This is a genomic window from Streptomyces sp. NPDC031340, assembly GCF_055569945.1.
This window is the reverse complement of the sequence record NZ_JBVIIE010000048.1, coordinates 23,642-50,335: the sequence shown is the minus strand read 5'-3', so window position 1 is coordinate 50,335 and position 26,694 is coordinate 23,642. Positions and strand designations below refer to the sequence as shown.

Sequence of the window (26,694 nt, the reverse complement as noted above, 5' to 3'; positions counted from 1 at the left end):
CGCGTCACGGCCGAACCACGGCGGACCATGGCAGGATCGGAACGCCATGACTGCGCCCACGAACACTCCCCACAGCCAAGCCCCCGGCACGACGCTCCACTCCCCCGTCATCGCCTGGTTCGACGAGCACGCCCGCGACCTGCCGTGGCGTCGCCCGGAGGCCGGCGCCTGGGGCGTGATGGTCAGCGAGTTCATGCTGCAGCAGACGCCGGTGAGCCGCGTCCTGCCCGTCTACGAGCAGTGGCTGGCCCGCTGGCCCCGCCCCGCCGACCTCGCCAGGGAGGCCCCCGGCGAGGCCGTCCGCGCCTGGGGCCGGCTCGGCTACCCGCGCCGCGCCCTGCGCCTGCACGGCGCCGCCGTCGCCATAGCGGAACGGCACGGCGGCGACGTGCCGACCGACCACGCCCAGCTGCTCGCGCTGCCCGGCATCGGCGAGTACACGGCCGCGGCCGTCGCCTCCTTCGCCTACGGCCAGCGGCACGCCGTCCTGGACACCAACGTCCGCCGGGTCTTCGCGCGCGCGGTGACCGGCGTGCAGTACCCGCCGAACGCCACCACCGCCGCCGAACGCAAGCTCGCCCGCGCCCTGTTGCCCGAGGACGAGCGCACCGCCGCCCGCTGGGCCGCCGCCTCCATGGAACTGGGCGCGCTGATCTGCACGGCCAGGAACGAGAGCTGTCACCGCTGCCCGATCGCCGCGCAGTGCGCCTGGCGGCTGGCGGGCAAGCCCGAGCACGACGGCCCGCCGCGCCGCGGGCAGACGTACGCGGGCACCGACCGCCAGGTCCGCGGCAAGCTGCTCGCCGTGCTGCGCGAGGCGCACTCGCCCGTCCCGCAGGCGGTGCTCGACCGCGTGTGGCACGAGCCGGTGCAGCGCGCACGGGCGCTGGACGGTCTCGTCGCGGACGGCCTGGTGGAACCGCTGCCCGGCGGTCGGTACCGGCTGCCTCTCTCCTGACCGAGTACCACATCACACCGAACCGGGGCAATTCGGTGCATGCGCTTACCCCTTTCCTACTTCCGTTACACAACCGACGGACAGCTGATTGACAGTCGCGCGCTGCCTCGGACAGCGCCGTGACAACGCCTCCGTAATTTCGACGGCGTACCGCGGACAGCGGTGCGCACAGGGGAGCCGGCGGCGGGCGGGCCGGGAACGGGGAATCGGAGGCGGTTGATCATGGCGCAGGGCGAGGTGCTCGAGTTCGAGGAGTACGTCCGCACCCGGCAGGACGCGCTGCTGCGCAGCGCCCGCCGCCTGGTCCCGGACCCGGTCGACGCGCAGGACCTCCTGCAGACCGCGCTGGTGCGCACCTACGGCCGCTGGGAGGGCATCGCGGACAAGCGGCTCGCGGACGCCTACCTGCGCCGCGTGATGATCAACACGCGGACCGAGTGGTGGCGGGCGCGCAAGCTGGAGGAGGTGCCGACCGAGCAGCTGCCGGACGCCTCCGTCGACGACTCCACCGAGCAGCACGCCGACCGGGCGCTGCTGATGGACATCATGAAGGTGCTCGCACCCAAGCAGCGCAGCGTGGTCGTGCTGCGACACTGGGAGCAGATGTCCACGGAGGAGACGGCCGCCGCCCTCGGCATGTCGGCCGGAACGGTCAAGAGCACGCTGCACCGGGCGCTCGCCCGGCTCCGCGAGGAGCTGGAGCGGCGCGACCTGGACGCGCGGGCGCTGGAGCGTGAGGAGCGGGAGCGTTGCGCGGTGTGACCGGCGCGGAGCCCACGGGCCGGTGGGCCGTGCAGGCGGCGTTCACGGCGGTGGCCGTGTTCGCCGCCCTCGCGCTTTTCGCCTCCGGCTGCGCCACCGGGGGCACCGGCGCCCGTGACGAGGGCCCGGCCCACGCCGACTCGGTGGCGCCCGCCACCAAGTCGGTCACCCCGCGCACGGTCGGGGCCACCGGGCGCGTGGACGGGGTCGAGCTGGTCAAGGACGACCCCCGGATCTCGGCGGAGGTCAGGCGCGAGCTGAAGCCGTGCGTCGGCGACGAGTACCCGGTCGACGTGTCGTACGGCGACCTGACCGGAGGTTCCTCGGCGGACGTCGTGGTGAACGTGCTGACCTGCGGGGACGCGGTCGGAGTCGGCTCGTACGTGTACCGCGAGGAACACGGGCGGTACGAGAACGTGTTCAAGGCCGAGGAGCCCCCGGTCTACGCGGAGATCGACCGCGGCGACCTGGTGGTGACCAAACAGGTCTACGAGAAGGGCGATCCGGTGTCGAGCCCGTCCGGCGAGAACGTGATCACCTACCGCTGGATCTCCGGCCGCTTCGCCGAGCGGTACCGCACGCACAACGACTACAGCAGCGCCGTCGGGGACAGCCCCTCGTCGACGTCGTGAACCGCTCGGACCCCCCGCGACATGTGCCGGTGAACGCGCGGCACAATCACCGCGTCTCCTCATGGGAGCACGCCCGCCCACGGACGACGCCGTGCAGGCCTACGCCGTGCACGGCGACACCTGAGCACGACGGCACGGCCCGGAACGACCGAGCACGACCGAGCACGACCGAGAACCGCCGACACCGACCGGCACCGACCGGCAGGACCGGCACCCGACCGGCACCGACGAGAACGACCGAGGACTGAGAGCACCGGGATGGCAGAGCAGACCCACGTCCTGTTCGTCGAGGACGACGACGTCATCCGCGAGGCCACCCAGCTCGCCCTGGAGCGGGACGGCTTCGCGGTCACCGCGATGCCCGACGGGCTGTCGGGGCTGGAGGCGTTCCGCGCCGACCGCCCCGACATCGCGCTTCTCGACGTCATGGTGCCCGGCCTCGACGGGGTGAGCCTGTGCCGCCGGATCCGGGACGAGTCGACGGTCCCGGTGATCATGCTGTCGGCGCGGGCGGACTCGATCGACGTCGTGCTGGGTCTGGAGGCGGGCGCCGACGACTACGTGACCAAGCCGTTCGACGGCGCCGTGCTGGTCGCGCGGATCCGGGCCGTGCTGCGCCGCTTCGGTCACGCCGGCGGCGGCGTCAAGGCCGACGACCCGGTGACCGGCGGGGTGCTGACCTTCGGCGACCTGGAGGTCGACACCGAGGGGATGGAGGTGCGCCGGGCCGGGCAGCCGGTGGCGCTCACGCCGACCGAGATGCGGCTGCTGCTGGAGTTCTCCTCGGCGCCGGGCACGGTCCTGTCGCGCGACAAACTGCTGGAGCGGGTGTGGGACTACGGCTGGGGCGGGGACACGCGCGTGGTCGACGTGCACGTGCAGCGGCTGCGTACGAAGATCGGCCAGGACCGGATCGAGACGGTCCGCGGCTTCGGCTACAAGTTGAAGGCGTGAACGGGGACTCCAGGGACATGCGCGGCATCCTCCGGCGCCTCGGTGCGGGCGCCGGCATCCGGACCGGCCTGCGGTGGAAGCTCAGTGCGGCCATCGCCCTGGTCGGCGCGCTGGTGGCGATCGCGCTGAGCCTGGTCGTGCACAACGCGGCCCGGGTGTCGATGCTGGACAACGCGCGCGACCTCGCCGACGAGCGGGTCCAGATCGCCCAGCGCAACTACGAGCTGTCCAACCGGCCCAACTTCCCCAACGTCAAGATCGACGACCCGGAGCTGCCGCGGGCGCTGCGGGAGCGGGTCGAGCAGGGCCGGCGGGCGACCTACGTCAGCGAGCGGCCCAGGCGCGTGCCGGACATCTGGGCGGCCGTGCCGGTCAAGGACGGGCACGTGCTGTCGCTGCACACCGGGTTCACCGACCGCAGCACCGACATCCTCAACGACCTCGACCAGGCTCTGGTGATCGGTTCCATCGCCGTGGTGCTGGGCGGCAGCGCGCTCGGCGTGCTGATCGGCGGGCAGCTCTCGCGCCGGCTGCGCAAGGCGGCGGCCGCGGCGAACGAGGTCGCCAGGGGTGAGCCGGACGTCCGGGTGCGGGACGCGATCGGCGGGGTCGTACGCGACGAGACCGACGATCTGGCGAGCGCGGTGGACGCCATGGCGGACGCGCTGCAGCAGCGGCTGGAGGCCGAACGCCGGGTCACCGCCGACATCGCGCACGAGCTGCGCACCCCGGTCACCGGGCTGCTGACGGCGGCCGAACTGCTGCCTCCGGGCCGGCCGACCGAGCTGGTCCTGGACCGGGCGAAGGCCATGCGCACCCTCGTCGAGGACGTGCTGGAGGTGGCCCGCCTCGACGGCGCCTCCGAGCGGGCAGAGCTGCAGGACATCATGCTGGGCGACTTCGTCACGCGGCGCGTGGCGGCCAAGGACCCGGACGTCGAGGTGCGGGTGGTGCACGAGTCGGAGGTGACGACCGACCCGCGGCGCCTGGAACGCGTGCTGTTCAACCTGCTCGCCAACGCCGCCCGGCACGGCAGGCCGCCCATCGAGGTCACCGTCGAGGGCCGGGTCATCCGGGTCCGAGACCACGGGCCCGGCTTCCCCGCCGACCTGCTCGCCGAGGGGCCGAGCCGCTTCCGCACCGGGAGCAGGGACCGGTCCGGCCAGGGGCACGGGCTGGGACTGACGATCGCGGCGGGTCAGGCGCGGGTGCTGGGCGCCCGGCTGACGTTCCGCAACGTACGGCCGGCCGGGGCGCCGGACCACGTGCCGGCCGAGGGCGCGGTGGCGGTGCTGTGGCTGCCGGAACACGCCCCCACGGACACCGGCAGCCACCCGATGCTGCCCTGACGCCACCGGCCCACCGGGACCGCCCCACCGCCCCACTGGCGGCCGCCCCGCCCACTGGCGGCCGCCCCGCCGGCCCACCGCGACCGTCACCGGCCCGCCGCAGCCCGGCTTCGCGCTCCTGCGGTTCGTGCGGGAACTCCACGCCCCGGTCACCCGGCACGGGCAGGCCGGGCAGGCCGGAGACGGCCGAAGACCCCCGGGACGGACACGCGCCGGGGGTCTTCAGCTCTGGATAAGTGGATCTGGATCCCTGGGCCCGGGACAGCGGGCCCGGGTCAGTGGGCCCGGGACAGCGGGCCCCGGTCAGTGGGCCCAGGTCAGTGCGGGCTCACACTGCCTCGGCCAGCGGTGCGACCGCCTCCGTGCCGTCGGCCGGGCTCTCGCCCGTCTTCGGTCCCGCTCCCTTCAGCGGGACCTCCTTCACGAACAGGGCGGCCACCAGCACCACCACGGCGATCACGGAGCCCAGCAGGAACGCCGAGTGCGTGCCGGCGGACACCGCGTGCTGGTACGCCTCGCGGGCCGGCGCCGGCAGCTTGGCCAGGCTCGCCGCGTCGAGCTGCGCGGACCGTTCGGTGATCTTCGAACCCAGGGCGCCGGCCCGCTCGGACATAACGTTCTGGACCCGGTTGTTGAACAGGGCGCCCATGATGGCGACGCCGAAGGAGGAACCGAGCGTACGGAACAGGGTGGTCGACGAGGACGCGACGCCCATGTCCCTCATCTGCACGCTGTTCTGCGCGACCAGCATGGTGATCTGCATCAGGCAGCCCATGCCCAGGCCCAGCACGGCCATGTACACGCCGGAGGTGAGGCGCGAGGTCCCGGTGTCCATCAGCGACAGCAGGTACAGCCCGGTGATCATCAGCACGCCGCCGGCGATCGGGAAGACCTTGTAGCGGCCGCTGCTGGTGGTGACCCGCCCGGCGACCATCGACGTCACGAGCATCGCGCCGAGCATCGGCAGGAGCAGCAGACCGGAGTTGGTCGCGGACGCGCCCTGCACCGACTGCTGGTACAGCGGCAGGAAGAGCGTCGCGCCGAACATCACGAAGCCGGTGATGAAGCCGATGACGGACATCAGGGTGAAGTTGCGGCTGCGGAAGATGTGCAGCGGCACGACCGGCTCGGCGGCCTTGGTCTGCCAGAACACGAACCCGACCAGCGCGGCGACGCCGATCCCGATCAGTTCCATGATCCGCGCCGAGCTCCAGGCGTACTCCGTGCCGCCCCAGGTGGTGACGAGGACGATCGAGGTGATGCCGACGGTCAGCAGGACGACACCGAGGTAGTCGATGCCCGCCTTCGACCGCTTCCTGGGCAGGTGCAGCACGGCGCTGATCAGGCCGAGGGCCACCACGCCGAGCGGCAGGTTGATGTAGAACGCCCAGCGCCAGCCCCAGTTGTCGGTGATGGTGCCGCCGACCAGCGGTCCGGCGATCATCGCGATCGCCATGATGCCGGCCATCATGCCCTGGTACTTGCCGCGCTCCCGCGGCGGGATCAGGTCGCCGATGATCGCCATGACGCCGACCATCAGACCGCCGGCGCCCAGGCCCTGGACCGCCCGGAAGCCGATCAGCTCGCCCATGTTCTGGGCCATGCCGCTGAGCGCGGACCCGATCAGGAAGATCACGATCGAGGTCATGAAGGTGGCCTTGCGGCCGTACATGTCGCCGAGCTTGCCCCAGACCGGGGTGGCCGCCGCGGTCGCGAGGGTGTAGGCCGTCACCACCCACGACAGGTGCTGCAGTCCGCCGAGCTCGCCGACGATCGTCGGCATCGCGGTGCCCACGATCATGTTGTCGAGCATCGCGAGCATCATCGTGATCATCAGCGCGAAGAGGACGACCCGGACGCTCCTGGGTTTCTTCCCCGCCCCCGGGTCGGCCGTGTCGGCCTGTTGCGTGTCCGCCATCTTCCCCACTCCCCCAGCAACCGCTACTTACTTGCCGCCCGGCAAGTTGACTACACTGGTGAAGGTAGACCCGCAACTAGCCGGGCGTCAAGTAAGTACATCGGGGGACGAGGATGGGCGGCACCATGGACGGCACCAAGCGGCAGCGCCGCGGCAACACCCGCCAGCGCATCCAGGACGTGGCCCTCGAACTCTTCGCCGAGCAGGGCTACGAGAAGACCTCGCTGCGTGAGATCGCCGAGCGCCTGGACGTCACCAAGGCGGCGCTGTACTACCACTTCAAGACGAAGGAAGAGATCCTCGTCAGCATCTTCGAGGACCTCTCCCAGCCCATCGAGGACCTGATCGAGTGGGGCCGGCAGCAGCCCCGGTCGCTGGCCGTGAAGCAAGAACTCATCAGCCGCTACAGCGAAGCGCTGGCCGGAGCGTCCCCGCTCTTCCGCTTCATGCAGGAGAACCAGGCGACGGTCAAGGAACTGCGCATCGGCGAGATGTTCCGCCACCGCATGCTCGGGATGCGCGACATCCTCATGGACCCCGACGCCGAGCTGATCGACCAGGTGCGCTGCGTCAGCGCGATGTTCACGCTGCACGCCGGGATGTTCGTCCTCAACGACATCGAGGCCGACCCCGAGGAGAAGCGCAGGGCGGTCCTCGAGGTCGCCACGGACCTGGTCACGCGGGCCCACGAGGGCACGCACCCGTCGTAGCCCCGCGGCCCCGCGTCCAGGGCCGCCCCCGAACGGCCCTGGGCGCGGCCCCGGACGTCCTGCCCCCTAGACGGTCACGCCCCTGGCGCGCAGGAAGGCGACCGGGTCGACGGCCGACCCGTAGTCCGGGGTCGTGCGGATCTCGAAGTGCAGGTGCGGGCCGCTGGAGTTGCCGGTGTTGCCGGAGAGCGCGATGTGCTGGCCGGTGGCGACGACCTGGCCGACCCGGACGTCTATGCGGGACAGGTGGGCGTACTGCGAGTACGTGCCGTTGCCGTGCCGGATGACGATGGCGTTGCCGTACGCGGGCCCGTCGCCCGCGCCGTTGCCGCCGGCCTTCACCACGGTGCCGCCGTGCGCGGCGACGACGTCGGTGCCGCTGGGCACGGCGAAGTCCTGCCCGCTGTGGGTGGACTGCCACATGCTGCCGGCCTGGTTGAAGCTCGCGGACAGCTTGTAGTTCTTCACGGAGTGGACCCAGGAGGCGGCCTTCTTGGCGGCGGCCTGGGCGGCGACGGCGCTTGCCGCGCCGGGGGCGGAGCCGGCTTCGGCGGCGACCGCGACCCCGGCCCCCAGCACGACCGACGCGCCGAGGCCGGCGGCCAGGACGGCCGCGCGGGTGCGCAGCAGGGACGTACGGGCGGAACGGGACGAGACAGACGAAGACATGGGACCCCTCGGGGGACGGCGGCAGAAAAAGTCCACCCGGCGCACGGACGGCTGCCGGATGGGCGATTCATTGGTAACCCCCGGGCCCATGAAGCCCAAAAAACGCGATCTACGACGATCCGTAGTACGCCGCCTCAAATAATTCTTCTTCTTGACAGAGCGGCTATCAGACGTGAATCGCCCCATAAAGCGACAACCCGATCCCACCCGTTGGACGAAATGCCCTTTTTGTCCGCCAGGCCGGCCCACTAACCGCCCTAGTAACGGACAAATCGCCTGTGCGGCATGTCACCGGCGCACGGCCCTGGGCGCCCCTGTGACGTGACCGACGCCACCCGCCTCCCACGGGCCCCACGGAGCCCCACCGAGTCGCGCCGAGTCACGCTCGGGCACTTCATCTGCCGCACACCTCTTCCCACTTACCGCCCAGTAACCTTACGGTTCCCCTCGCGCCACCCGCGCCGACGAGCATGCACCCGACAACAGCAGCGTCACGGACGTGAGAGGAACCCCCACCCATGACAGGACGACGCCCCCTGGCCCGCCGCATCACCGTCACCACGGTCGCCGCGGCCGCCCTGGTGGCCCTGGCCGCCCCCGCCGACGCCGCGACGGCCACGAAGACCGCGACCGCGAGCACCGCGGCCGCCGCCGGGGACGTCGACCACGCGACCTGGCAGCAGGACTGCCAGGCGGTGATGGACCAGGCCCTGCCCTACCTGAAGGCGCGCATCGCCGCGGCGAAGCCGGGCGAGAAGCAGGCGATCGTCTTCGACGTCGACAACACGACCCTGGAGACCGACTTCGGCTTCAGCTACCCGCAGCCGGCCAACAAGCCGGTGCTGAACGTCGCGAAGTACGCCCAGGAGCACGGCGTCTCGCTGTTCTTCGTCACGGCCCGCCCCGGCATCATCTACCTGCCCACCGAGTACAACCTCGAGCACGACGGCTACGACGTCTCCGGCCTCTACGTCCGCGGCCTGCTCGACCTCTTCAAGGACGTCGCCGCCTACAAGACCGCCCAGCGCGTCGCCATCGAGAACAAGGGCTACACGATCATCGCGAACATCGGCAACAGCGCCACCGACCTGTCGGGCGGCCATGCCGAGAGGACGTACAAGCTGCCGGACTACGACGGACAGCTGTCGTAGGAGCCGGACGGCGGCATGCGGAAGGGGCCGGTGCCCGAAGGCACCGGCCCCTTACACGTGCCGTGAGGCTTACGCCTCCTTGCTCAGGTTCGGCCCGGCACCGCCGGCCGCCTGCTCGATCGGCGGGACGTCCGGCAGCGCCGACTTCTCCTCACCCCGGAAGGTGAAGGTCTTGGCGTCGCCCTCGCCCTCGGTGTCCACGACCACGATGTGACCGGGACGCAGCTCGCCGAAGAGGATCTTCTCCGACAGCGAGTCCTCGATCTCGCGCTGGATGGTCCGGCGCAGCGGCCGGGCGCCCAGCACGGGGTCGTAACCCTTCTTGGCCAGCAGTTCCTTCGCGGACTGGGAGAGCTCGATGCCCATGTCCCGGTCCCGCAGGCGCTCGTCCACCTTGCCGATCATCAGGTCGACGATCCGCAGGATGTCGGCCTGGGTCAGCTGCGGGAAGACCACCACGTCGTCGACGCGGTTCAGGAACTCGGGGCGGAAGTGCTGCTTGAGCTCGTCCGACACCTTGTTCTTCATGCGCTCGTAGTTGGTCTTCGTGTCGCCGGAGGCCGCGAAGCCCAGGTTGAAGCCCTTGGAGATGTCCCTGGTGCCGAGGTTGGTCGTCATGATGATGACCGTGTTCTTGAAGTCCACGACCCGGCCCTGGGAGTCGGTCAGGCGACCGTCCTCCAGGATCTGCAGCAACGAGTTGAAGATGTCCGGGTGGGCCTTCTCGACCTCGTCGAAGAGGACCACGGAGAACGGCTTGCGGCGGACCTTCTCGGTCAGCTGGCCGCCCTCTTCGTAGCCCACGTAGCCGGGGGGCGAACCGAACAGCCGGGAGACCGTGTGCTTCTCGCTGAACTCCGACATGTCGAGGGAGATCAGCGCGTCCTCGTCACCGAAGAGGAACTCCGCGAGCGCCTTGGACAGCTCGGTCTTACCGACACCGGACGGGCCGGCGAAGATGAACGAACCACCCGGACGCTTCGGGTCCTTCAGACCGGCGCGGGTACGGCGGATCGCCTTCGACAGCGCCTTGACGGCGTCGTTCTGGCCGATGACCCGCTTGTGGAGCTCGTCCTCCATGCGGAGCAGGCGGCTGGACTCCTCCTCGGTCAGCTTGAAGACCGGGATGCCGGTGGCCGTGGCGAGGACCTCGGCGATCAGCTCGCCGTCGACCTCGGCGACGACGTCCATGTCGCCGGCCTTCCACTCCTTCTCCCGCTTGGCCTTGGCGGCCAGCAGCTGCTTCTCCTTGTCGCGGAGCGAAGCGGCCTTCTCGAAGTCCTGCGAGTCGATCGCGGACTCCTTGTCGCGGCGGACGCCGGCGATCTTCTCGTCGAACTCGCGCAGGTCCGGCGGCGCGGTCATCCGGCGGATGCGCATCCGCGAGCCGGCCTCGTCGATCAGGTCGATCGCCTTGTCCGGCAGGAAGCGGTCCGAGATGTACCGGTCGGCCAGGGTGGCGGCCTGCACCAGCGCCTCGTCCGTGATGGAGACCCGGTGGTGGGCCTCGTACCGGTCACGCAGACCCTTGAGGATCTCGATCGTGTGCGGCAGGGACGGCTCGGCGACCTGGATGGGCTGGAAGCGGCGCTCGAGGGCCGCGTCCTTCTCCAGGTGCTTGCGGTACTCGTCCAGGGTGGTGGCGCCGATGGTCTGCAGCTCACCGCGGGCCAGCATCGGCTTCAGGATCGAAGCCGCGTCGATGGCGCCCTCGGCGGCACCCGCGCCGACGAGCGTGTGCAGCTCGTCGATGAACAGGATGATGTCGCCGCGGGTGCGGATCTCCTTGAGCACCTTCTTCAGGCGCTCCTCGAAGTCACCGCGGTAGCGGGAGCCGGCGACCAGCGCGCCGAGGTCCAGGGTGTAGAGGTGCTTGTCCTTGAGGGTCTCGGGCACCTCGCCCTTGACGATGGCCTGGGCGAGGCCCTCGACGACGGCGGTCTTGCCGACGCCGGGCTCACCGATCAGCACCGGGTTGTTCTTGGTACGGCGGGACAGCACCTGCATGACCCGCTCGATCTCCTTCTCGCGCCCGATGACCGGGTCGAGCTTGGACTCACGAGCGGCCTGGGTGAGGTTCCGGCCGAACTGGTCGAGGACCAGGGACGTCGAGGGGGTGCCCTCGGCGGGACCGCCGGCGGTGGCGGTCTCCTTGCCCTGGTAACCGGAGAGCAGCTGGATCACCTGCTGCCGCACCCGGTTGAGGTCTGCGCCCAGCTTGACCAGGACCTGGGCGGCGACGCCCTCGCCCTCGCGGATCAGGCCGAGCAGGATGTGCTCCGTGCCGATGTAGTTGTGGCCCAGCTGAAGGGCCTCGCGGAGCGACAGCTCCAGGACCTTCTTGGCACGGGGGGTGAAGGGGATGTGCCCGGACGGGGCCTGCTGGCCCTGGCCGATGATCTCCTCCACCTGCTGGCGGACCGCCTCGAGCGAAATCCCGAGGCTCTCAAGGGCCTTGGCGGCGACACCCTCACCCTCGTGGATCAGGCCCAGGAGGATGTGCTCGGTGCCGATGTAGTTGTGGTTGAGCATCCGGGCTTCTTCCTGAGCCAGGACGACAACCCGCCGCGCGCGGTCGGTGAACCTCTCGAACATCGTTAATCGCTCCTCAGAGCGGTCAGGCAGTGGGGGGAACTTCCCCTCCTGTCCTTCCGCAGCTTAGTCCCGCAAGCGGGGACCGCTCATTCCAACTGCCGACACCGGCCCGAGAACCAACACTGCCTCCTGACCCCGAACGCCGACATGTGTTCCAACCCGATGGTGCGAGACGATGTTCCCGCAGGCCAGGCACTTACCCCCACCACCAGTACGCCGATGGCGAACGTGAGACGCCTTGTCCTGCGTGTCGCCCCCTCCCACTAGGGATGTCTTACCCGCAGGGGCGGACAGTCCATGCCGCGCGCACCGGTTCCCTCCGCTATGGGCGAACAACCTTGCGCCCCCCGGCACCCCCGCACGCCCCCCTGTCCGGCACTCTGCGCATCCGATCCACGCCACAGCGTGACTTCGGCGCCTGCGCGGCGGTTGCACTTGGCATGACCGGCACCCCCTCCCAGGTCTCCGCGGATGTCGCGAACGTCACAATCCGGACGGAGATCACGGTCCCGCTCCCCCGCCGCCCGGTCGACCCGGGCGCCGACGTCCGCGACTGGTACGAGAAGGAACTGGGGTGGCCAACGGTGCCCGGGAGGCCCGGTGAGCCCGGCAAGCCGGGGTCCGCCGTGCGGCTCGCGGTGGGCGAACGGTTCGACGTCCTGGACGTCCCGGCCGAGGCGGGCCGCGCGGGCCTCAGGCACCTCGCGCCGCGGTCACCGGTGGCCCTGCAGGGCGGAAGGATGCGGCTGCTGGTGGCCGCGGGCAGCGCGGAGGAGCTGTCCGGGCTGCTGGACTGGCTGGAGTGGGGAGCGCTGGCGCTCGACCTGACGGCGCTCGGCGAGGGCGACGCGATGGACGCCCCGCCGCCCCCTGACCCCGGGCCGGGGCGGGCCGGAGCGCGGCCGCCGGCCCCGAGCGCCCCCGGCACCCTGCAGGGGGCCGCCGTGTGGCTGCGGCCCCCCTGGCCGGGATGCGAGGTCGAGGCCTCGCTGCCGACGCTGTCGGCCATGGGGGGCCGGGAGGGCGCCCCCGATCTCGTACGACTCGTGAACACGGTGGCGACGCAGTGCCACCGGATCCGCCTGCGTCGCGCCCGTGCTCAGGCGTTGGCCTTCTCGTAGGCCTCGCGGATGGACGCGGGAACGCGGCCGCGGTCGTTGACCTCGTAGCCGTTCTCCTTCGCCCAGGCGCGGATCTGCGCGGTGTCCTGGCTGCCGCCGGAAGCGGCGCGGGCCTTTCCGCGCCCACCCGAAGAACGGCCTCCGGTACGACGACCGCCCTTCACGTAAGGCTCGAGAAGGCCGCGAAGCTTGTCCGCATTGGCGGTCGTGAGATCGATCTCGTACGTCTTGCCGTCCAACGCGAACGTGACGGTCTCGTCCGCCTCGCCGCCGTCGAGGTCGTCGACAAGAAGGACCTGAACCTTCTGTGCCACCGGATTTCCTTTCATTCATGACTTGTGGGCCGGGGGTCTGCGGCGTCCGCCGTTTCGCCGTCCCCTGTTATATGCAGTACTGCAGTACGTCGGAAAGCAAACCGCTTTTGCCGGAAAAACACAAACCCCCGGGAGAGACCGGCAGACCCGACCCGGCCCGGAAACATGCGCGTTTCGGACATAGGGAACCTGGGCAGAGCTCCGGGCGGAATACTCCGCGGTGATCGGCGATCACAGATGCAGAAGCATCCGACTGTTGCCCAAGGTGTTCGGTTTCACTCGCTCCAGGCCGAGGAACTCGGCGACGCCCTCGTCATAGGAACGCATCAGCTCGGTGTAGACGTCGGTGTCGACGGGCGTCTCGCCGATCTCGACGAAGCCGTGCTTGCCGAAGAAGTCGACTTCGAAGGTCAGGCAGAAAACGCGGCGAACGCCCAGCCAGCGGGCGGTCTGCAGCAACTTCTCCAGCAACTGATGGCCGACGCCGGCGCCCTTCAGGCCGGGCTTGACCGCGAGAGTGCGCACTTCCGCGAGGTCTTCCCACATGACGTGCAGCGCACCGCAGCCGACCACCTCGGCGTTGTCGTCCCGTTCCGCCACCCAGAACTCCTGGATGTCCTCGTAAAGCGTCACCGTCGCTTTGTCGAGCAGGATGCGGTCACGGACGTAGGCGTCAAGGAGACGGCGCACGGCCGGAACATCGCTGGTGCGGGCCCGCCGCACGGTGATGGCTTTAGCGCCGACTTCGGGGCTCTCGGACGAGGGACTCTCTCGGGACATGACCGGACGCTATCGCCCGCCGCCCCGCGGCGCGGAGCCGGGGTTCTCCTCGGCTTCGGGTGTTTCCGGTCCCTGGACGATGCGGACGGCGTCCCACAGGGCCTGCCGCTGTTCGTCGCTCATCATGCCGAAGAAGGCGACGAGAGCGGCGGCGGGGTTGTCGCTCTGGGACCAGGCGTCGTTCATGAGGGCGGCGGCGTAGGCGGGCCGGGTGGAGACGGCCTCATATCGATAGGCCCGGCCTTCCGCCTCGCGGCGCACCCAGCCCTTCTGATGGAGATTGTCCAAAACGGTCATCACCGTGGTGTAGGCGATGGTCCGCTCCCGCTGAAGGTCTTCCAGGACTTCTCGAACGGTCACCGGGCGGTTCCACTTCCACACCCGTGTCATGACCGCGTCTTCGAGTTCTCCCAATGGGCGAGGCACACCTCAGCACCATAGTGGGAGATCCCGCCATTCGCGTGCCGAACAGTCGGCTATCTCGACAAACGCGACAAAAGGGGCGTACGACCGTCCGCGGACGCGGCAGTCGTACGCCGGTGAAGGTGCCGTCGGCCGGCTGTCGGCCGGGTGTCAGCCGTCGGTCCGCGCGGGGGCCTGACGAGCCGCCTCCGCCTGGGCGATGGCGGCGTCGACGGCCGCGTCCTCCTTGGCCTTGTTGGCCCCGCCCTGGGTCTTCACGATCACCCGGATCACGCCGATGAAGAACACGGCCATGACGACCGGGGGCAGGAGCGCGGAGACGTAGTCCATGCACCCAGGTTAACCACGGGGCGGGGAACGGGCGGGGCGGGGTCGGGGCGGGGTCGTTCAGACCGCGGTGAGCTGGCGGGGACGGTCGGCCGGCGGCGCCGGGTTCGGTTTGCGGCGCGGGAAGACCTCGCCGGGGGTGGGGATGGGGCGGGGCGGCTTCGGGGTGGCCGGGGCCGGCTCGGGGGCGGGCGGCTTCTCCGCGGGCTTCTCCGGCTGCTCGGCGGGATCCTCGCCCGCGGCGCCGGCGGCAATGCCGGAGGCGTCGGCCGAGAGGCCGCCCGGGAGGGCCGTGAGGCGGACGCGGGAGGCGGGGACCACCGGGACGGCCGGGGGCGCCGCCCGGCGCGCGAGGCGGGCGCGTACGTCCTGTTCCGCGAGGACCTGGCAGCGGTCCAGGAGCGCGGCGGCGACCGGATTGCCGCGCAGCGCCCGCAGGGCGGCGAGGTCGTCGGGGTGCGGGCGGTAGCCGGAGCCCAGCACCTCCTCCAGCAGCGCGAGATAACCGGTGGCGGTCCCGGGCAGCGCGGCGCGGTAGCGGGCGAGATCGTCCACCAGGAAGGCGCGCAGCCGGGCACCCTCGCGCATCGCCTCGTCGAGGGACTCGGCGAGGCGGAGGCAGTCCTGGACTTCCTCGGCCGAGGCGGTTTCGGGGCGGAGGGCGAGGGCGAGAGCGCGGCGGAGCACACGCAGCTCCTCCACGCCGAACGCCATGCCGCCGCGGGATCCGTATGGCGTGGGCATGTGCCGACGATACGCGCTAATCAGACAAAGCCGACATAAAACAGGGCGTGTCGGGCGCAGGCACCGCGCGGCTCCGCGCCCCTACGCCCCTACGCCCCTACGCCCCTACGCCCCTACGCCCCTACGCCCCTACGCCCCTACGGGCGGCTACAGGCGCGACGCGTTCCGCTCGTACACCAGCCGGAGTCCGATCAGGGTCAGCCACGGCTCGTGCTCGTCGATCACCGAGGACTCGCCCAGCACCATGGGCGCCAGGCCGCCGGTCGCGATCACCGTCACGTCGTCCGGGTCGTCCGCCAGCTCGCGCGCCATCCGACTCACCACGCCGTCCACCTGGCCGGCGAACCCGTAGACGATGCCGGCCTGCATCGCCTCGACCGTGTTCTTGCCGATCACGTGCCGCGGCCGGGCCACCTCGATCTTGCGCAGCTGGGCGCCCTTGACGCCGAGCGCGTCGACCGAGATCTCGATGCCGGGCGCGATGACGCCGCCGACGTACTCCCCGCGCGCGGAGACCGCGTCGAACGTCGTCGCCGTACCGAAGTCCACGACGATGGCGGGGCCGCCGTAGAGCTCGACCGCCGCGACCGCGTTGATGATGCGGTCGGCGCCGACCTCCTTGGGGTTGTCGGTCAGGATGGGCACGCCCGTCTTCACGCCCGGCTCGACGAGCACCGCGGGCACGTCGCCGTAGTAGCGCCGCGTGACCTCGCGCAGCTCGTGCAGCACCGAGGGCACGGTCGCGCAGATGGCGATGCCGTCGATGCCGTCGCCGAGGTCGTCCCCGAGCAGCGGGTGCATACCCATCAGGCCCTGCAGCAGCACCGCCAGCTCGTCCGCGGTGCGGCGCGCGTCCGTCGAGATGCGCCAGTGCTCGACGATGTCCTCACCGTCGAACAGGCCGAGGACCGTGTGCGTGTTTCCCACGTCGATGGTGAGGAGCATGGCCGTTACTCCGCCGCGCGCAGGTCGAGGCCGATGTCCAGGATCGGCGAGGAGTGGGTGAGGGCGCCCACGGCCAGGTAGTCCACGCCGGTGCCGGCGTACGCGCGCGCGTTGTCGAGGGTCAGCCGGCCCGACGCCTCCAGGGCCGCGCGGCCGTGCACGAGGGCCACGGCCTCCTCGCACTCGCCGGGGGTGAAGTTGTCCAGCAGGATCAGGTCGGCGCCCGCGTCGACGACCTCGCGCAGCTGGTGCAGGGTGTCCACCTCGACCTCGATCGGCACCTCGGGGAAGGCCTCGCGCACGGCCTTGAACGCCTGGGCGACACCGCCGGCGGCGACCACGTGGTTGTCCTTGACCAGCGCCGCGTCCGACAGCGACATGCGGTGGTTGACGCCCCCGCCGCAGCGGACGGCGTACTTCTCCAGGGAGCGCAGGCCGGGCGTGGTCTTGCGGGTGTCGCGCACCCGCGCACCGGTGCCCTCCAGGGCGTCGGCCCACGCGCGCGTGGCGGTGGCGATGCCGGACAGGCGGCACAGCAGGTTGAGGGCGCTGCGTTCGGCGGTGAGCAGGTCACGGGTGCGCGTGGTGACCGACAGCAGCTTCTGGCCCGCCTCCACCCGGTCGCCGTCCTCGACGTGCCGCTCGACCTCGAACTCGTCCGTGCAGACCACCGAGAGCACCGCCTCGGCGACCCGGAGACCGGCGACCACGCCCGCCTCGCGCGCGGTGAAGTCGCCGGTGGCGACGGCGTCCTCGGGGATCGTCGCGACCGTGGTCACGTCCACGCCGTGGGCGAGGTCCTCCTGGATGGCGACGTTGGCGATGTCCTCGACCTCCACGGGGTCGAGTCCGGCGTCCGCCAGCAGCTGGGCGAGCGCGGGGTCGAGACCGCACTCCAGATATTCCGCGTCGGCTTCCGCGCCGCAGGCACAGCCGTCGCCGCAGCCGCCGGTGGACGCGAGGGGGAGGTCGGGGGTGCTCACTTGTGTCACTGCTCCTGAAGGCGCTGCCGGGTCGGGGGGAAGTCTGCGGTATCGGTGGTGTGCACGGCGAGTGTGCGGTCGGGATTCAGCCGTACGACGATGTGCCGGCGCCAGGCGGCGTCGTCGCGCTCGGCGTGGTCCTCGCGCCAGTGGCAGCCGCGGGTCTCCTGGCGCAGCTCCGCCGCGGCGACCAGAGCGCGGGCCACGCACAGGAGGTTGGTGGCCTCCCAGGTGTCGACGCCGGGCTCGGCGGTCTTGCCGTTCTCGGCGAGGGCGTCGCGGGCGTCGGTGTGCAGCCGCTCCAGTTGCTCGGCGGCCCGGGCGAGGGACGCGGCGGAGCGCAGGACGCCCGCGCCGTCCGTCATGATCCGCTGGATCGCGAAGCGCGCCTCGGGCTCCAGCAGGGGGTGGACCGGCTCCTCGGGGTGCTCGGCCGGCTGCGGCACGCGCGCGTGGAGACCGCCGTCCGCCGCGCTGTCCGCGTGGCCGTCCGCAGTGCTGTCTGCGCGGTCGGGCGTGGGGGCGCCGGCGGCGATGTCGGCGGCGATCCGCTCGGCGTAGACGAGGCCCTCCAGGAGGGAGTTGGACGCGAGCCGGTTGGCGCCGTGCACTCCGGTGCAGGCGACCTCGCCGCACGCGTACAGGCCCGGGACGGTCGTACGCCCGTGGGAGTCCGTGCGTACGCCTCCGGAGGCGTAGTGGGCCGCCGGGGCGATCGGGATGGGCTCGGTGACCGGGTCGATGCCGTGGGCGCGGCAGGCGGCGAGGATCGTCGGGAAGCGGTGCTCCCACATCTCGGCGCCGAAGTGCCGGGCGTCGAGGAACATGTGCTCGGCGTCCTGCTCCTGCATGCGGCGCGTGATGCCCTTGGCGACGATGTCCCGGGGCGCGAGTTCGGCCAGCTCGTGCTGGCCGACCATGAACCGCACGCCGGCGGCGTCGACCAGGTGTGCGCCCTCGCCGCGCACGGCCTCGGAGACGAGCGGCTGCTGGCCCTCGGCGTCCGGGCCGAGGAACAGCACGGTCGGGTGGAACTGGACGAACTCCAGGTCGGAGACCTCCGCACCGGCGCGCAGCGCGAGCGCCACGCCGTCGCCGGTGGACACCGACGGGTTGGTGGTGGCGGAGAAGACCTGGCCCATGCCGCCGGTCGCGAGCACCACCGCGGGAGCGTGCACGGCGCCCACGCCGTCGTGCTGGCCCTCGCCCATGACGTGCAGGGTCACGCCCGCGGTACGGCCGTCGGCGTCGGTCAGCAGGTCCAGGACGAGCGCGTTCTCGATGGTGCGCACGCCCGCCCGGCGCCCGCCGCCGTCCTCGGCCGAGGCCGCTTCGTGCCTGCTCCGCTCGGCCGCGCGTACCGCCTCGACCAGCGCCCGGGAGACCTCCGCGCCGGTCGCGTCGCCGCCCGCGTGCGCGATGCGGCGGCGGTGGTGGCCGCCCTCGCGGGTGAGCTCGATGCCGCCCTCGTCGTCGGTGTCGAAGTGGGCCCCGGTGGAGATCAGCCGGCGTACGGCGTCGGGCCCCTCGGTGACCAGGATCCGTACCGCTTCCTCGTCGCACAGGCCCGCGCCGGCGACCAGGGTGTCGTCCAGGTGCTGTTCGGGGGTGTCGCCCTCGCCGAGGGCCGCGGCGATGCCGCCCTGGGCCCAGCGGGTGGAGCCGTCGTCGAGACGGGCCTTGGTGACCACGACGGTCTCCAGGCCGGCCGCCGCGCAGCGCAGGGCGGTCGTCAGTCCGGCCACCCCGGAGCCGACGACCACCACGTCCGCCGAGATGGACCACCCGGGCGCGGGCGCGAACAAGCCCGGGCGAGCGCGAAGCGCTCCCGCTCGAGAGTGGTGGGCGACGGGCGGGCGTATGCCTGTGCTGGTCACGAGGCGGCTCCGAAGGTGAGGGGGATGTTGTCGATCAGCCGGGTCGCCCCGACCCGGGCGGCGACGGCGAGAACCGCCTCGCCGGTGAAGCCGTCCTCGATCTCGGTGAAGTCGGACGGGTCGACGAGGGCCAGGTAGTCCAGTTCCAGCGGCGGGGACAGCCGGGCGGCGTCCTCCAGGACCAGACCGGCGGCCGCGCGGACGGCCGACGGGGCGCCGAGGAAGGCGCGGCGCTCGGCGTCCTGGCCGGGGGCGGCGGCGGGCGACGTGCGGGCCTGGGCGACGGCGTGCGCGTCGGCCGCCGCCCTCGACTCCCCTATCGCGCTGAGGGCCTCGGCACGCGCGTGCGTGGCGGGCACCTCGCGGGCACGCGCGCGCAGCGCCTCCTGGGCGGCGTGCCGGTCACGGCCCGCGAACAGCGCGCGGGAGAGGGCGAGCGCCGTGCAACGCTCCGCGGGCGAGAGGTAGCGGTTGCGGCTGGACAGCGCCAGCCCGTCGTCCTCGCGCACGGTCGGCACGGCGACGATCTCGACGCCGAAGTTCAGGTCCCGCACCATGCGCCGGATCAGGGCGAGCTGCTGGGCGTCCTTCTGGCCGTACAGGGCGACGTCGGGGCGGGTGAGGTGCAGCAGCTTGGCGACGACGGTGAGCATCCCGTCGAAGTGGCCGGGGCGCGAGGCACCCTCCAGACGCTCGCCCATGGGGCCCGCGCTGACGCGGACCTGCGGCTCGCCGCCGGGGTAGACCTCGTCCACGGAGGGGGCGAACACGACGTCCGCCCCGGCCCGCTCGGCCACCTCCAGGTCGGCGTCCAGGGTGCGGGGGTAGCGGTCGAGGTCCTCGCCCGCGCCGAACTGCAGCGGGTTGACGAAGACGGTGACGACCACCTCCCCGTCCGGTCCGGCGATCCCGCGCGCCGTGCGGACCAGGGAGGCGTGGCCATCGTGCAGGGCGCCCATGGTCATCACGACGGCGCGACGGCCGGTGCGCGTGCGTGCGTGCAGTTCGTCCGCGGTGCGCAGCAAGGTGATGGTCATCGGCCGTCTCCCTCGGCGCCGTCGGTTCCGTCGGTTTCGCCGATCCCGCCGATCCCGCCGGTCCCGTCGGCGAGCACGCCGAGCAGGTCCTCGGCCAGTTCCGGCTTGAGCAGTCCGTGGGCGAGCGCCCGGTCGGCGGTCGCGCGGGCCATCGCGAGGTAGCCGGCCACGGTCTGCGGGGCGTGCGTGCGCAGTTCGGCGACGTGCGCGGCGACGGTGCCCGCGTCCCCCCGGGCGACGGGGCCGGTGAGGGCCGCGTCGCCGGAGCGCAGGGCGTTGTCCAGGGCTGCGCCGAGCAGCGGGCCGAGCATCCGGTCGGGCGCCTCGACGCCGGCCGCGCGCAGCAGCTCCATGGACTGGGCGACCAGCGTGACGAGGTGGTTGGCGCCGAGTGCGAGCGCCGCGTGGTACAGCGGGCGCATCGGCTCGGCGATCCATTCCGGTTCGCCGCCCATCTCGATGACGAGGGCCTCCGCGGCCAGCCGCAGCTCGTCGGGCGCGGTGACGCCGAAGGAGCAGCCGGCCAGGCGCTGCACGTCGACGGCGGTCCCGGTGAAGGTCATCGCCGGGTGCAGGGCGAGCGGAAGGGCGCCCGCGCGCAGGGCGGGGTCCAGGACCCGTACGCCGTAGCGCCCGGAGGTGTGGACAAGCAGCTGGCCGGGCCGGACGGCGCCGGTGTCGGCGAGGCCCTCGACGAGCCCGGGCAGGGCGTCGTCGGGAACCGTCAGCAGGACGAGATCGGCCCGCTGCAGCACCTCGGCGGGCGGCACCAGCGGCACGTCGGGGAGCAGCTCCGCGGCTCGCCGCCGGGAGGCGTCGGACACCCCGGAGACGGCCACCGGGCGGTGCCCGGCGAGCTGGAGGGACGCGGCGAGCGCGGGGCCCACGCGGCCGGCGCCGACGACGCCGACGGTGAGCCGCGCGGGGCGGTCCTGGGGATCTGGCTGTTGGCTTGTACTCACGCGACGGCGGCCTTCCCGTTCCAGTCCGCTTCGGGTACCGGACGATTTCTCGTCATGTTAACGCGATCGGTCCGCGGGGCGGCCGGTTGTCCACAGGCTGTGGGTTTCCGCACGCCACCGTGCGCGCGCCCGCCGATGCGGAAACAGCGGAAACGAATGCGCGTGCCCGCGCGGGACGGCGCACGGCATGATCCGGGGCATGACCGAGAGCGCGGAGCAGGGCGGGCAGGGGAGCGAGCCGGGGGAGCACTCGGCGGAGCGGCCGGCGGAGGAACGTCCGAGGGAACACTCGGGGGAACATGCGGGGGAAGGTTCGCGGGAGCCGGCGGAGCGGCTGTCGGCCGAGGAGCGGCGCGCACGGCGCTACAAGCGGCGCATGAGCGCCTACCGGAGCGCGCGGGTGCTCTCGCGCCCCGGTTTCCGGGGCACGCTGAGGGAGCGGCTCGCGGTGCTGGACGCGGCGCCGGACCTGTACGACCTCGACGAGGCGTCGGACGTCTACGGCGACGGCGTCGTGGAGGCCCTGGAGCGGAAGGTCGCCGGGCTGCTCGGCAAGGAGGCGGCCGCCTTCTTCCCCACCGGCACGATGGCCCAGCAGGTGGCCCTGCGCTGCTGGGCCGGCCGCACCGGCGAGAAGGCCGTCGCGCTGCACGCGATGTCCCACCCCGAGGTGCACGAACGCCACGCCCTCAGCCAGGTCAGCGGCCTGCGCCCGGTCCGGCTGACCGGCGAGCCGCGCCAGCCGACCGCCGACGAGGTGCGGGACTTCCCCGAGCCCTTCGGCACCCTGATGCTGGAGTTGCCGCTGCGGGACGCCGGCTTCCTGCTGCCGACCTGGGACGAGCTGTGCGAGGTCGTGGCGGCGGCGCGCGAGCGTGACGCGGTGGTGCACTTCGACGGCGCGCGCCTGTGGGAGTCCACCGTCCACCTCGGCCGGCCGCTCGACGAGATCGCGGACCTGGCGGACAGCGTGTACGTCTCCTTCTACAAGTCCCTCGACGGCTTCGGCGGCGCGGCGCTCGCCGGGCCGAGGACGCTGGTCGACGAGGCGAGGACCTGGCGCCACCGGTACGGCGGACAGGTCTTCCAGCAGTTCCCGACCGCGCTGTCGGCGCTCGCCGGTCTGGAGCGCGAACTGCCCCGGCTGCCCGAGTACGTGCGCCACGCCCGCGTGGTGGCCGCCGCGCTGCGCGAGGGCTTCGCGGCGGCCGGGCTGCCGTGGGCGCGCGTACACCCCGAGGTGCCGCACACCAACGCGTTCCAGGTCTGGCTGCCCTACGACGTCGACGTCGTCGCCGAGGCGGCCGTCCGGCAGGCGGAGGAGACGGACACGCTGCTGTTCGTGAGCGCCTGGGACGCCAGGGGTCCCGCGCTGGCGTACACGGAGGTCGACGTACGCGCCGCGGGCCTGGAGTGGACGGCCGACGACGTGAAGGCGGCGGCCGCGCAGTTCGTCGCCCGGCTGAAGGAGGAGGTGGGCGAGCAGGAAGTGGGCGAGTGACGGGGGTCGTGAGGGGGGTGCGTGACCCGGCCGGGCCCGGCGCGGACGCCGGTCGACGGTGGCCGTCGAACGGGGCGGCGTTGTCAGTGGCGGGGTGCACCATGAGGTCATGAGCCTGCGCATCGACATCGCGGGGCTGCGGCCGGAGCGGATCGCCGTCGTCCCCTCGCCCCTGGCCGAGCTCGGCATGGCGTTGCACGCGCTGTCCGAACCGGGGCACCACCCGGGCCTGCAGGGCTGGGCGACCGGGGTGACCGCGCGGCTCGACCCGCATCTGGCGGACCGGATGTGCGAGGCGGACTTCCTGTGGCGGACGACGTTCTCCGACCTCTTCCTGCCCTGCGCGGGCGTCCCGGGCCGTACCGCCCTGCCCGGTGCGACGCTCGCCGAGGACCTGGACCTGCTCGACAAGCTGACGGACGAGCAGTTCGTGGACGGCGCGCTCGAGTTCACCTGCGACCTGCCGTACAGCGTGCCCGGGCCCGGCGCCCTGGCCGACGCCGGGATGCGGCGGGTCGCGCTGGAGCGCGCGGCCACCCGCGGGCCGCGGCAGCTGCACTTCAGCGAGCGGCTGCTGGCCGATCCGCCACGGATCAGGGCGTGGCTGCGGCAGTTCCTGGAGGACTGCGACGAGGCGTTCTTCGCGGAGACCTGGGCCCGGCTGCGCCACCAGCTGGCGGCGGACGCCCGCCACAAGACGGACCTGCTGCGGCGCAAGGGCCTGGCCGAGGCGCTGGCCGCGGTGTCACCGGCCGTGGCCCTGGACGAGGCGGCGGCCTGCGTCACGGTCGACAAGCTCGGCGAAGGACGCACGGCCACTCGGGACGGCGGTCTGCTGCTCGTCCCGACCAGCCTGGGCCGGCCGCACCTGATGGTCCTGCACCGGCACGCCTGGCAGCCGGTGCTGCACTACCCGGTGGCCTCCCCCGATCCGGTCGCTCCCGCCTCGGTCGAGCAGCTGGCGCTGCGGATGACGGCCCTGTCGCACCCGGTGCGCATGCGGCTGTGCCGGAGCCTGGCCCGCAGCGCCTTCACCACGGGTGAGCTGGCCCGGCTGCACGACATGACCCCGCCCGAGATATCCCGGCACCTGAGCGTCCTGAAGAAGGCGGGCCTGCTCACCACCCGCCGGCGCGGCCGGTACGTCCTGCACCAGCTGGACGTACCGGTGGTGGCCCGGCTGGGCAGCGACTTCCTGGAGGGCGTCCTGCGCTGAGCCCCCGGTGCGACCGGCCCCGGCGTACCGGATTCGGCCGGGTTCAATGGGGTCCGGCCTTTTCCAGCGGGTCGGCCGGATTCAGTCGAACCGGATGTGCCGCACTCCGACCTGTGCCTGCCTCAGCCGGGTGCGCAGGGCGCCCTCGTTGTTCGGCCGGAGGGTCAGCCCCGCCAGCACGGCGATGCGGTCCGCCGTCTTCGGCACGGTCGAGTGGTCGGTCCACAGGTGCTCGGCGAACTCCGGCTCGCGCAGCCGTTCGAGGCAGTGGTCCAGCTGCTCCACGGCCCAGCTCTCCCGCCGCAGACCGGCGTTCTTCCCGGCGACGTACCGCAGGAGGTGCCCGAAACCGCGCTCGTTCAGCCGCTTCAGCACCGTCCCGCGCTCGGCGAGGAGGGTGAAGTGCCTTACGTCGTGCCCGAGTTCGCGCAGCCGGCCGACGGTCTCCCGGAAGTGGCCGGAGTCGGTGACCGTCATCGGGACGATCACCACGCCGTCGTGCCGGGTGAGGGCGAGGTCGAGGACCTCCACGACGCCCTGCCGCCAGGACGCCAGGTCCTGGAAGTCTCCGCGCAGGTCGGGCGGCATCATGCGGTGCAGCCCGAAGCCGGCGTGCTCGGGGTCGCAGATGACGCTGCCGGGCAGACGCCGCTGGATCTCGTGCGCGGTCTGCGTCTTGCCGCCCCCGAAGGGGCCGTTGATCCACAGGAGCATGCGCAGACCCTAGTGGGCGGCGGTCACGCCGGGGGCACGTTCACCGGGTTCAGCCGTGCCCGCCCGCCCGCACCAGCCCGGTCTCGTACGCCAGCACCACCACCTGCACCCGGTCCCGCAGGCCGAGCTTGGTCAGGATGCGTCCCACGTGGGTCTTGACGGTCGCCTCGGAGAGCACGAGCCGGGCCGCGATCTCACCGTTGGACAGGCCCTGCGCGACCAGCACCATGACCTCGCGTTCGCGGCCGGTGAGCCGCTCCAGCTCCGTGTGCCGGGGCTCGTTGCCGGTGCTCGGCAGCATCGGCGCGAACCGGTCCAGCAGCCGGCGCGTGGTCGACGGGGCCACCACCGCGTCGCCGCTGTGCACCGCGCGGATGGCGGCGAGGAGTTCACCGGGCGGCACGTCCTTGAGCATGAAGCCGGAGGCGCCCGCCTTCAGGCCGGAGAACGCGTACTCGTCGAGGTCGAAGGTGGTCAGGATCAGCACCTTCGGCGGGTTCGGCGCCGAGCAGATGCGGCGGGTGGTCTCCACGCCGTCCAGCTTCGGCATGCGCACGTCCATCAGGACGACGTCGACCTCGGTGGCACGCAGTTCCTGCAGGGCCTCGACACCGTCCCCGGCCTCCGCGACGACCTCCATGTCCGGCTGCGCGGCGAGCACCATCCGGAACCCGGTGCGCAGCAGCACCTGGTCGTCCACGAGCATCACGCGGATCGTCATCGAGGCCTCTTCCATGTCCGTCCAGGGGTGTCCCTGAGGGGCGTTACAGGTGTCAATCGGGGGCGTGCGGAAACGTCAGTGCGCCGGTTTCAGCGGCAGCAGGGCGCTGATGCGGAATCCTCCGCCGGGGCGCGGGCCGGCGTCCAGCGTCCCGCCGACCATGCCGACCCGCTCACGCATGCCGATCAGGCCGTGGCCCTGCCCGTCGATGCCGCCCTCTTCGTACAGCTCGTGCGGGGCGCCCTTGCCGTCGTCCTCGACGAGCAGGCCGAGGCCGTCGTCGAAGTACACCAGGCGCACGCTGGCGCCCGCGTTCGGGCCGCCGTGCTTGCGGGTGTTGGTCAGCGCCTCCTGCACGATCCGGTACGCCGTGAGTTCGACGCCGCTGGGCAGCGGGCGCGGGGTGCCCTCCACCTTGAAGTCGACGGGCAGGCCGGCGTGACGGCACTGCTCCACCAGTTCGTCTATCTGCTCGACGTCGGGCTGCGGGACGTACTCGCTGGTCTCCTGGTGCTCGCCGGTGCGCAGCACGCCCAGCAGGCGGCGCATCTCGGCGAGGGCCTGGCGGCCGGTCGAGGAGATGGTCTCCAGCGCCTTCTTCGCCTGGTCGGGCGCTGCGTCGAGGACGTAGGCGGCGCCGTCGGCCTGCACGACCATCACCGACACGTTGTGCGCGACGACGTCGTGCAGCTCGCGCGCGATGCGGGCGCGCTCGGCGGCGACCGCGACCTTGGCCTGCGCCTCGCGTTCCTTCTCCAGCCGGGACGCGCGCTCCTCCAACTGGGCGAAGTAGGCGCGGCGGGTGCGGATCGAGTCGCCGAGCACCCAGGCGAGCGCGAACGGCACCGTCTGCAGGACCACGATCGCCACGTTTCCCAGGACGCCGCTGCCGTCGTTCGGCCAGCGCAGCTGCGCCACCGTGGCCGCGCCGAGGCTCACGGCCAGCGCGAGCCGGGAGGCCCAGCGGGCGCCGGTCGCGGCGACCGTGTAGACGATCACCAGCATCGCGAAGTCGGCGGGCGTCACCGCCACGTCCAGCGCCACCTGGGCGGCGCCGATGCCGATCGTCAGCAGCAGCATCTTCTCGGGCATGCGCCGGCGCATGGCGATCACCAGGCACAACAGGACGATGACCGGAACGATCGCCATCGGCGCGTCGGTGCCCCGGTCCTCCCGATGGGCGGTTCCGCTCACCGCGGAGATCCCGAACAGGAAGACGGCCCAGAAGCCGTCGACCCAGGTCGGGTGCCTGCGGAGGAAGTCATAGAGGCGCTGCACGTAACCCAGAGTAGGGAAGTGCGATAGGTGCAGGGGTCAACCGGAGGGCCGAT

General features: G+C 72.1%; 26 protein-coding genes. 10 read left to right on the top strand and 16 right to left on the bottom strand.

Annotated features, from left to right (window positions below):
- Positions 1-46: 46 nt before the first annotated feature.
- The 5 genes from ACZ5GT_RS30500 (at position 47) to cseC (ending at position 4,655) form a co-directional block, all read left to right on the top strand.
- Entirely contained in the window at positions 47-958 is a 912-nt protein-coding gene (locus ACZ5GT_RS30500) for an HhH-GPD family protein (protein ID WP_469032538.1), read from the top strand.
- A gap of 222 nt (positions 959-1,180) precedes the next feature.
- Positions 1,181-1,720, top strand: a complete 540-nt coding sequence (locus ACZ5GT_RS30495; protein WP_469032535.1) for a SigE family RNA polymerase sigma factor — start codon at positions 1,181-1,183, stop codon at positions 1,718-1,720.
- On the top strand, positions 1,708-2,352 hold the full coding sequence (locus ACZ5GT_RS30490; RefSeq protein WP_469032532.1) for a hypothetical protein: 645 nt from the start codon (positions 1,708-1,710) through the stop codon (positions 2,350-2,352). The genes ACZ5GT_RS30495 and ACZ5GT_RS30490 overlap by 13 nt, the downstream gene beginning before the upstream one ends.
- 258 nt (positions 2,353-2,610) lie before the next feature.
- Positions 2,611-3,306 carry a two-component system response regulator CseB gene (cseB, locus tag ACZ5GT_RS30485; protein ID WP_469032529.1) on the top strand — a complete coding sequence of 232 codons (696 nt, stop codon included), beginning with the start codon at positions 2,611-2,613 and terminating at the stop codon, positions 3,304-3,306.
- A gap of 17 nt (positions 3,307-3,323) precedes the next feature.
- Positions 3,324-4,655 carry a two-component system sensor histidine kinase CseC gene (gene cseC, locus ACZ5GT_RS30480; RefSeq protein WP_469032526.1) on the top strand — a complete coding sequence of 444 codons (1,332 nt, stop codon included), beginning with the start codon at positions 3,324-3,326 and terminating at the stop codon, positions 4,653-4,655.
- A gap of 328 nt (positions 4,656-4,983) precedes the next feature.
- Here the strand turns inward: cseC and ACZ5GT_RS30475 are convergent, their stop codons facing one another.
- Positions 4,984-6,573, bottom strand: coding sequence for an MDR family MFS transporter (locus ACZ5GT_RS30475; protein WP_469032523.1), 1,590 nt, complete (start codon positions 6,571-6,573; stop codon positions 4,984-4,986).
- 113 nt (positions 6,574-6,686) lie between these two features.
- Between ACZ5GT_RS30475 and ACZ5GT_RS30470 the strand changes: the two genes are divergently transcribed.
- Positions 6,687-7,283 carry a TetR/AcrR family transcriptional regulator gene (locus tag ACZ5GT_RS30470; RefSeq protein ID WP_469032519.1) on the top strand — a complete coding sequence of 199 codons (597 nt, stop codon included), beginning with the start codon at positions 6,687-6,689 and terminating at the stop codon, positions 7,281-7,283.
- A 66-nt stretch (positions 7,284-7,349) separates the two neighbouring features.
- On the opposite strand, the gene ACZ5GT_RS30465 is transcribed toward ACZ5GT_RS30470, so the two are convergent.
- The gene (locus tag ACZ5GT_RS30465) at positions 7,350-7,952 is read right to left on the bottom strand and encodes a M23 family metallopeptidase (protein ID WP_469032517.1); all 603 of its coding nucleotides are present in this window, start codon (positions 7,950-7,952) and stop codon (positions 7,350-7,352) included.
- A 518-nt stretch (positions 7,953-8,470) separates the two neighbouring features.
- Between ACZ5GT_RS30465 and ACZ5GT_RS30460 the strand changes: the two genes are divergently transcribed.
- Positions 8,471-9,103: an HAD family acid phosphatase gene (locus tag ACZ5GT_RS30460; RefSeq protein ID WP_469032515.1), complete on the top strand. Its 633-nt coding sequence runs from the start codon at positions 8,471-8,473 to the stop codon at positions 9,101-9,103.
- 69 nt (positions 9,104-9,172) lie between these two features.
- Here the strand turns inward: ACZ5GT_RS30460 and ACZ5GT_RS30455 are convergent, their stop codons facing one another.
- Positions 9,173-11,698 (bottom strand): ATP-dependent Clp protease ATP-binding subunit, encoded by a 2,526-nt coding sequence (locus ACZ5GT_RS30455; RefSeq protein WP_469032513.1) that lies wholly within the window; start codon positions 11,696-11,698, stop codon positions 9,173-9,175.
- 440 nt (positions 11,699-12,138) lie between these two features.
- Here ACZ5GT_RS30455 and ACZ5GT_RS30450 point away from each other — a divergent pair, with 440 nt between their 5' ends.
- Positions 12,139-12,819 carry an SCO3374 family protein gene (locus ACZ5GT_RS30450; RefSeq protein ID WP_469032511.1) on the top strand — a complete coding sequence of 227 codons (681 nt, stop codon included), beginning with the start codon at positions 12,139-12,141 and terminating at the stop codon, positions 12,817-12,819.
- Here ACZ5GT_RS30450 and ACZ5GT_RS30445 read toward each other — a convergent pair.
- The 10 genes from ACZ5GT_RS30445 to ACZ5GT_RS30400 form a co-directional block, all read right to left on the bottom strand.
- A complete protein-coding gene (locus ACZ5GT_RS30445) occupies positions 12,798-13,133 on the bottom strand; it encodes a histone-like nucleoid-structuring protein Lsr2 (RefSeq protein WP_360745728.1) in 336 nt (111 codons plus the stop codon). The two genes, ACZ5GT_RS30450 and ACZ5GT_RS30445, sit on opposite strands and share 22 nt — an antisense overlap.
- 231 nt (positions 13,134-13,364) lie before the next feature.
- Positions 13,365-13,913 carry an amino-acid N-acetyltransferase gene (locus ACZ5GT_RS30440; RefSeq protein WP_469032509.1) on the bottom strand — a complete coding sequence of 183 codons (549 nt, stop codon included), beginning with the start codon at positions 13,911-13,913 and terminating at the stop codon, positions 13,365-13,367.
- A 9-nt stretch (positions 13,914-13,922) separates the two neighbouring features.
- Positions 13,923-14,327 carry a BlaI/MecI/CopY family transcriptional regulator gene (locus ACZ5GT_RS30435; RefSeq protein ID WP_469032506.1) on the bottom strand — a complete coding sequence of 135 codons (405 nt, stop codon included), beginning with the start codon at positions 14,325-14,327 and terminating at the stop codon, positions 13,923-13,925.
- Between the two features lie 159 nt (positions 14,328-14,486).
- Complete coding sequence (locus ACZ5GT_RS30430; protein WP_360745243.1) at positions 14,487-14,666, bottom strand: hypothetical protein; 180 nt, start codon at positions 14,664-14,666, stop codon at positions 14,487-14,489.
- A 57-nt stretch (positions 14,667-14,723) separates the two neighbouring features.
- Entirely contained in the window at positions 14,724-15,377 is a 654-nt protein-coding gene (locus tag ACZ5GT_RS30425) for a hypothetical protein (RefSeq protein ID WP_469032601.1), read from the bottom strand.
- 177 nt (positions 15,378-15,554) lie between these two features.
- Positions 15,555-16,352 (bottom strand): type III pantothenate kinase, encoded by a 798-nt coding sequence (locus ACZ5GT_RS30420; RefSeq protein ID WP_469032500.1) that lies wholly within the window; start codon positions 16,350-16,352, stop codon positions 15,555-15,557.
- Between the two features lie 5 nt (positions 16,353-16,357).
- The gene (nadC, locus tag ACZ5GT_RS30415) at positions 16,358-17,335 is read right to left on the bottom strand and encodes a carboxylating nicotinate-nucleotide diphosphorylase (protein WP_469032497.1); all 978 of its coding nucleotides are present in this window, start codon (positions 17,333-17,335) and stop codon (positions 16,358-16,360) included.
- A gap of 5 nt (positions 17,336-17,340) precedes the next feature.
- Positions 17,341-19,212 (bottom strand): L-aspartate oxidase, encoded by a 1,872-nt coding sequence (locus ACZ5GT_RS30410; RefSeq protein ID WP_469032494.1) that lies wholly within the window; start codon positions 19,210-19,212, stop codon positions 17,341-17,343.
- Positions 19,209-20,249 carry a pantoate--beta-alanine ligase gene (gene panC, locus ACZ5GT_RS30405; protein ID WP_469032491.1) on the bottom strand — a complete coding sequence of 347 codons (1,041 nt, stop codon included), beginning with the start codon at positions 20,247-20,249 and terminating at the stop codon, positions 19,209-19,211. The genes ACZ5GT_RS30410 and panC overlap by 4 nt, the downstream gene beginning before the upstream one ends.
- Positions 20,246-21,211: a Rossmann-like and DUF2520 domain-containing protein gene (locus tag ACZ5GT_RS30400; RefSeq protein ID WP_469032489.1), complete on the bottom strand. Its 966-nt coding sequence runs from the start codon at positions 21,209-21,211 to the stop codon at positions 20,246-20,248. Before ACZ5GT_RS30400 ends, panC begins: the two co-directional genes overlap by 4 nt.
- A 199-nt stretch (positions 21,212-21,410) precedes the next feature.
- Here ACZ5GT_RS30400 and ACZ5GT_RS30395 point away from each other — a divergent pair, with 199 nt between their 5' ends.
- Positions 21,411-22,712: a threonine aldolase family protein gene (locus ACZ5GT_RS30395; RefSeq protein ID WP_469032487.1), complete on the top strand. Its 1,302-nt coding sequence runs from the start codon at positions 21,411-21,413 to the stop codon at positions 22,710-22,712.
- Between the two features lie 109 nt (positions 22,713-22,821).
- Positions 22,822-23,928: a DUF5937 family protein gene (locus tag ACZ5GT_RS30390; protein WP_469032483.1), complete on the top strand. Its 1,107-nt coding sequence runs from the start codon at positions 22,822-22,824 to the stop codon at positions 23,926-23,928.
- 81 nt (positions 23,929-24,009) lie between these two features.
- Here the strand turns inward: ACZ5GT_RS30390 and ACZ5GT_RS30385 are convergent, their stop codons facing one another.
- From ACZ5GT_RS30385 to ACZ5GT_RS30375, 3 genes are all read right to left on the bottom strand, one after another.
- On the bottom strand, positions 24,010-24,642 hold the full coding sequence (locus tag ACZ5GT_RS30385; protein WP_469032480.1) for an AAA family ATPase: 633 nt from the start codon (positions 24,640-24,642) through the stop codon (positions 24,010-24,012).
- Between the two features lie 49 nt (positions 24,643-24,691).
- Positions 24,692-25,363 carry a response regulator gene (locus tag ACZ5GT_RS30380; RefSeq protein ID WP_469032477.1) on the bottom strand — a complete coding sequence of 224 codons (672 nt, stop codon included), beginning with the start codon at positions 25,361-25,363 and terminating at the stop codon, positions 24,692-24,694.
- A 75-nt stretch (positions 25,364-25,438) separates the two neighbouring features.
- On the bottom strand, positions 25,439-26,641 hold the full coding sequence (locus ACZ5GT_RS30375; RefSeq protein ID WP_469032473.1) for a sensor histidine kinase: 1,203 nt from the start codon (positions 26,639-26,641) through the stop codon (positions 25,439-25,441).
- Positions 26,642-26,694 lie beyond the last annotated feature (53 nt).

Excerpts from the sequence above, each read along its gene's own strand:
- ACZ5GT_RS30390 (WP_469032483.1), top strand. The coding sequence starts at position 22,822 with ATGAGCCTGCGCATCGACATCGCGGGGCTGCGGCCGGAGCGGATCGCC.
- ACZ5GT_RS30470 (WP_469032519.1), top strand. The coding sequence starts at position 6,687 with ATGGGCGGCACCATGGACGGCACCAAGCGGCAGCGCCGCGGCAACACC.
- ACZ5GT_RS30500 (WP_469032538.1), top strand. The coding sequence starts at position 47 with ATGACTGCGCCCACGAACACTCCCCACAGCCAAGCCCCCGGCACGACG.
- cseB (WP_469032529.1), top strand. The coding sequence starts at position 2,611 with ATGGCAGAGCAGACCCACGTCCTGTTCGTCGAGGACGACGACGTCATC.
- ACZ5GT_RS30450 (WP_469032511.1), top strand. The coding sequence starts at position 12,139 with ATGACCGGCACCCCCTCCCAGGTCTCCGCGGATGTCGCGAACGTCACA.
- ACZ5GT_RS30425 (WP_469032601.1), bottom strand. The coding sequence starts at position 15,377 with ATGGCGTTCGGCGTGGAGGAGCTGCGTGTGCTCCGCCGCGCTCTCGCC.
- ACZ5GT_RS30465 (WP_469032517.1), bottom strand. The coding sequence starts at position 7,952 with ATGTCTTCGTCTGTCTCGTCCCGTTCCGCCCGTACGTCCCTGCTGCGC.
- ACZ5GT_RS30475 (WP_469032523.1), bottom strand. The coding sequence starts at position 6,573 with ATGGCGGACACGCAACAGGCCGACACGGCCGACCCGGGGGCGGGGAAG.
- ACZ5GT_RS30430 (WP_360745243.1), bottom strand. The coding sequence starts at position 14,666 with ATGGACTACGTCTCCGCGCTCCTGCCCCCGGTCGTCATGGCCGTGTTC.
- ACZ5GT_RS30460 (WP_469032515.1), top strand. The coding sequence starts at position 8,471 with ATGACAGGACGACGCCCCCTGGCCCGCCGCATCACCGTCACCACGGTC.
- ACZ5GT_RS30440 (WP_469032509.1), bottom strand. The coding sequence starts at position 13,913 with ATGTCCCGAGAGAGTCCCTCGTCCGAGAGCCCCGAAGTCGGCGCTAAA.
- cseC (WP_469032526.1), top strand. The coding sequence starts at position 3,324 with ATGCGCGGCATCCTCCGGCGCCTCGGTGCGGGCGCCGGCATCCGGACC.
- ACZ5GT_RS30385 (WP_469032480.1), bottom strand. The coding sequence starts at position 24,642 with ATGCTCCTGTGGATCAACGGCCCCTTCGGGGGCGGCAAGACGCAGACC.
- ACZ5GT_RS30495 (WP_469032535.1), top strand. The coding sequence starts at position 1,181 with ATGGCGCAGGGCGAGGTGCTCGAGTTCGAGGAGTACGTCCGCACCCGG.
- panC (WP_469032491.1), bottom strand. The coding sequence starts at position 20,249 with ATGACCATCACCTTGCTGCGCACCGCGGACGAACTGCACGCACGCACG.
- ACZ5GT_RS30380 (WP_469032477.1), bottom strand. The coding sequence starts at position 25,363 with ATGACGATCCGCGTGATGCTCGTGGACGACCAGGTGCTGCTGCGCACC.
- ACZ5GT_RS30455 (WP_469032513.1), bottom strand. The coding sequence starts at position 11,698 with ATGTTCGAGAGGTTCACCGACCGCGCGCGGCGGGTTGTCGTCCTGGCT.
- ACZ5GT_RS30420 (WP_469032500.1), bottom strand. The coding sequence starts at position 16,352 with ATGCTCCTCACCATCGACGTGGGAAACACGCACACGGTCCTCGGCCTG.
- ACZ5GT_RS30395 (WP_469032487.1), top strand. The coding sequence starts at position 21,411 with ATGACCGAGAGCGCGGAGCAGGGCGGGCAGGGGAGCGAGCCGGGGGAG.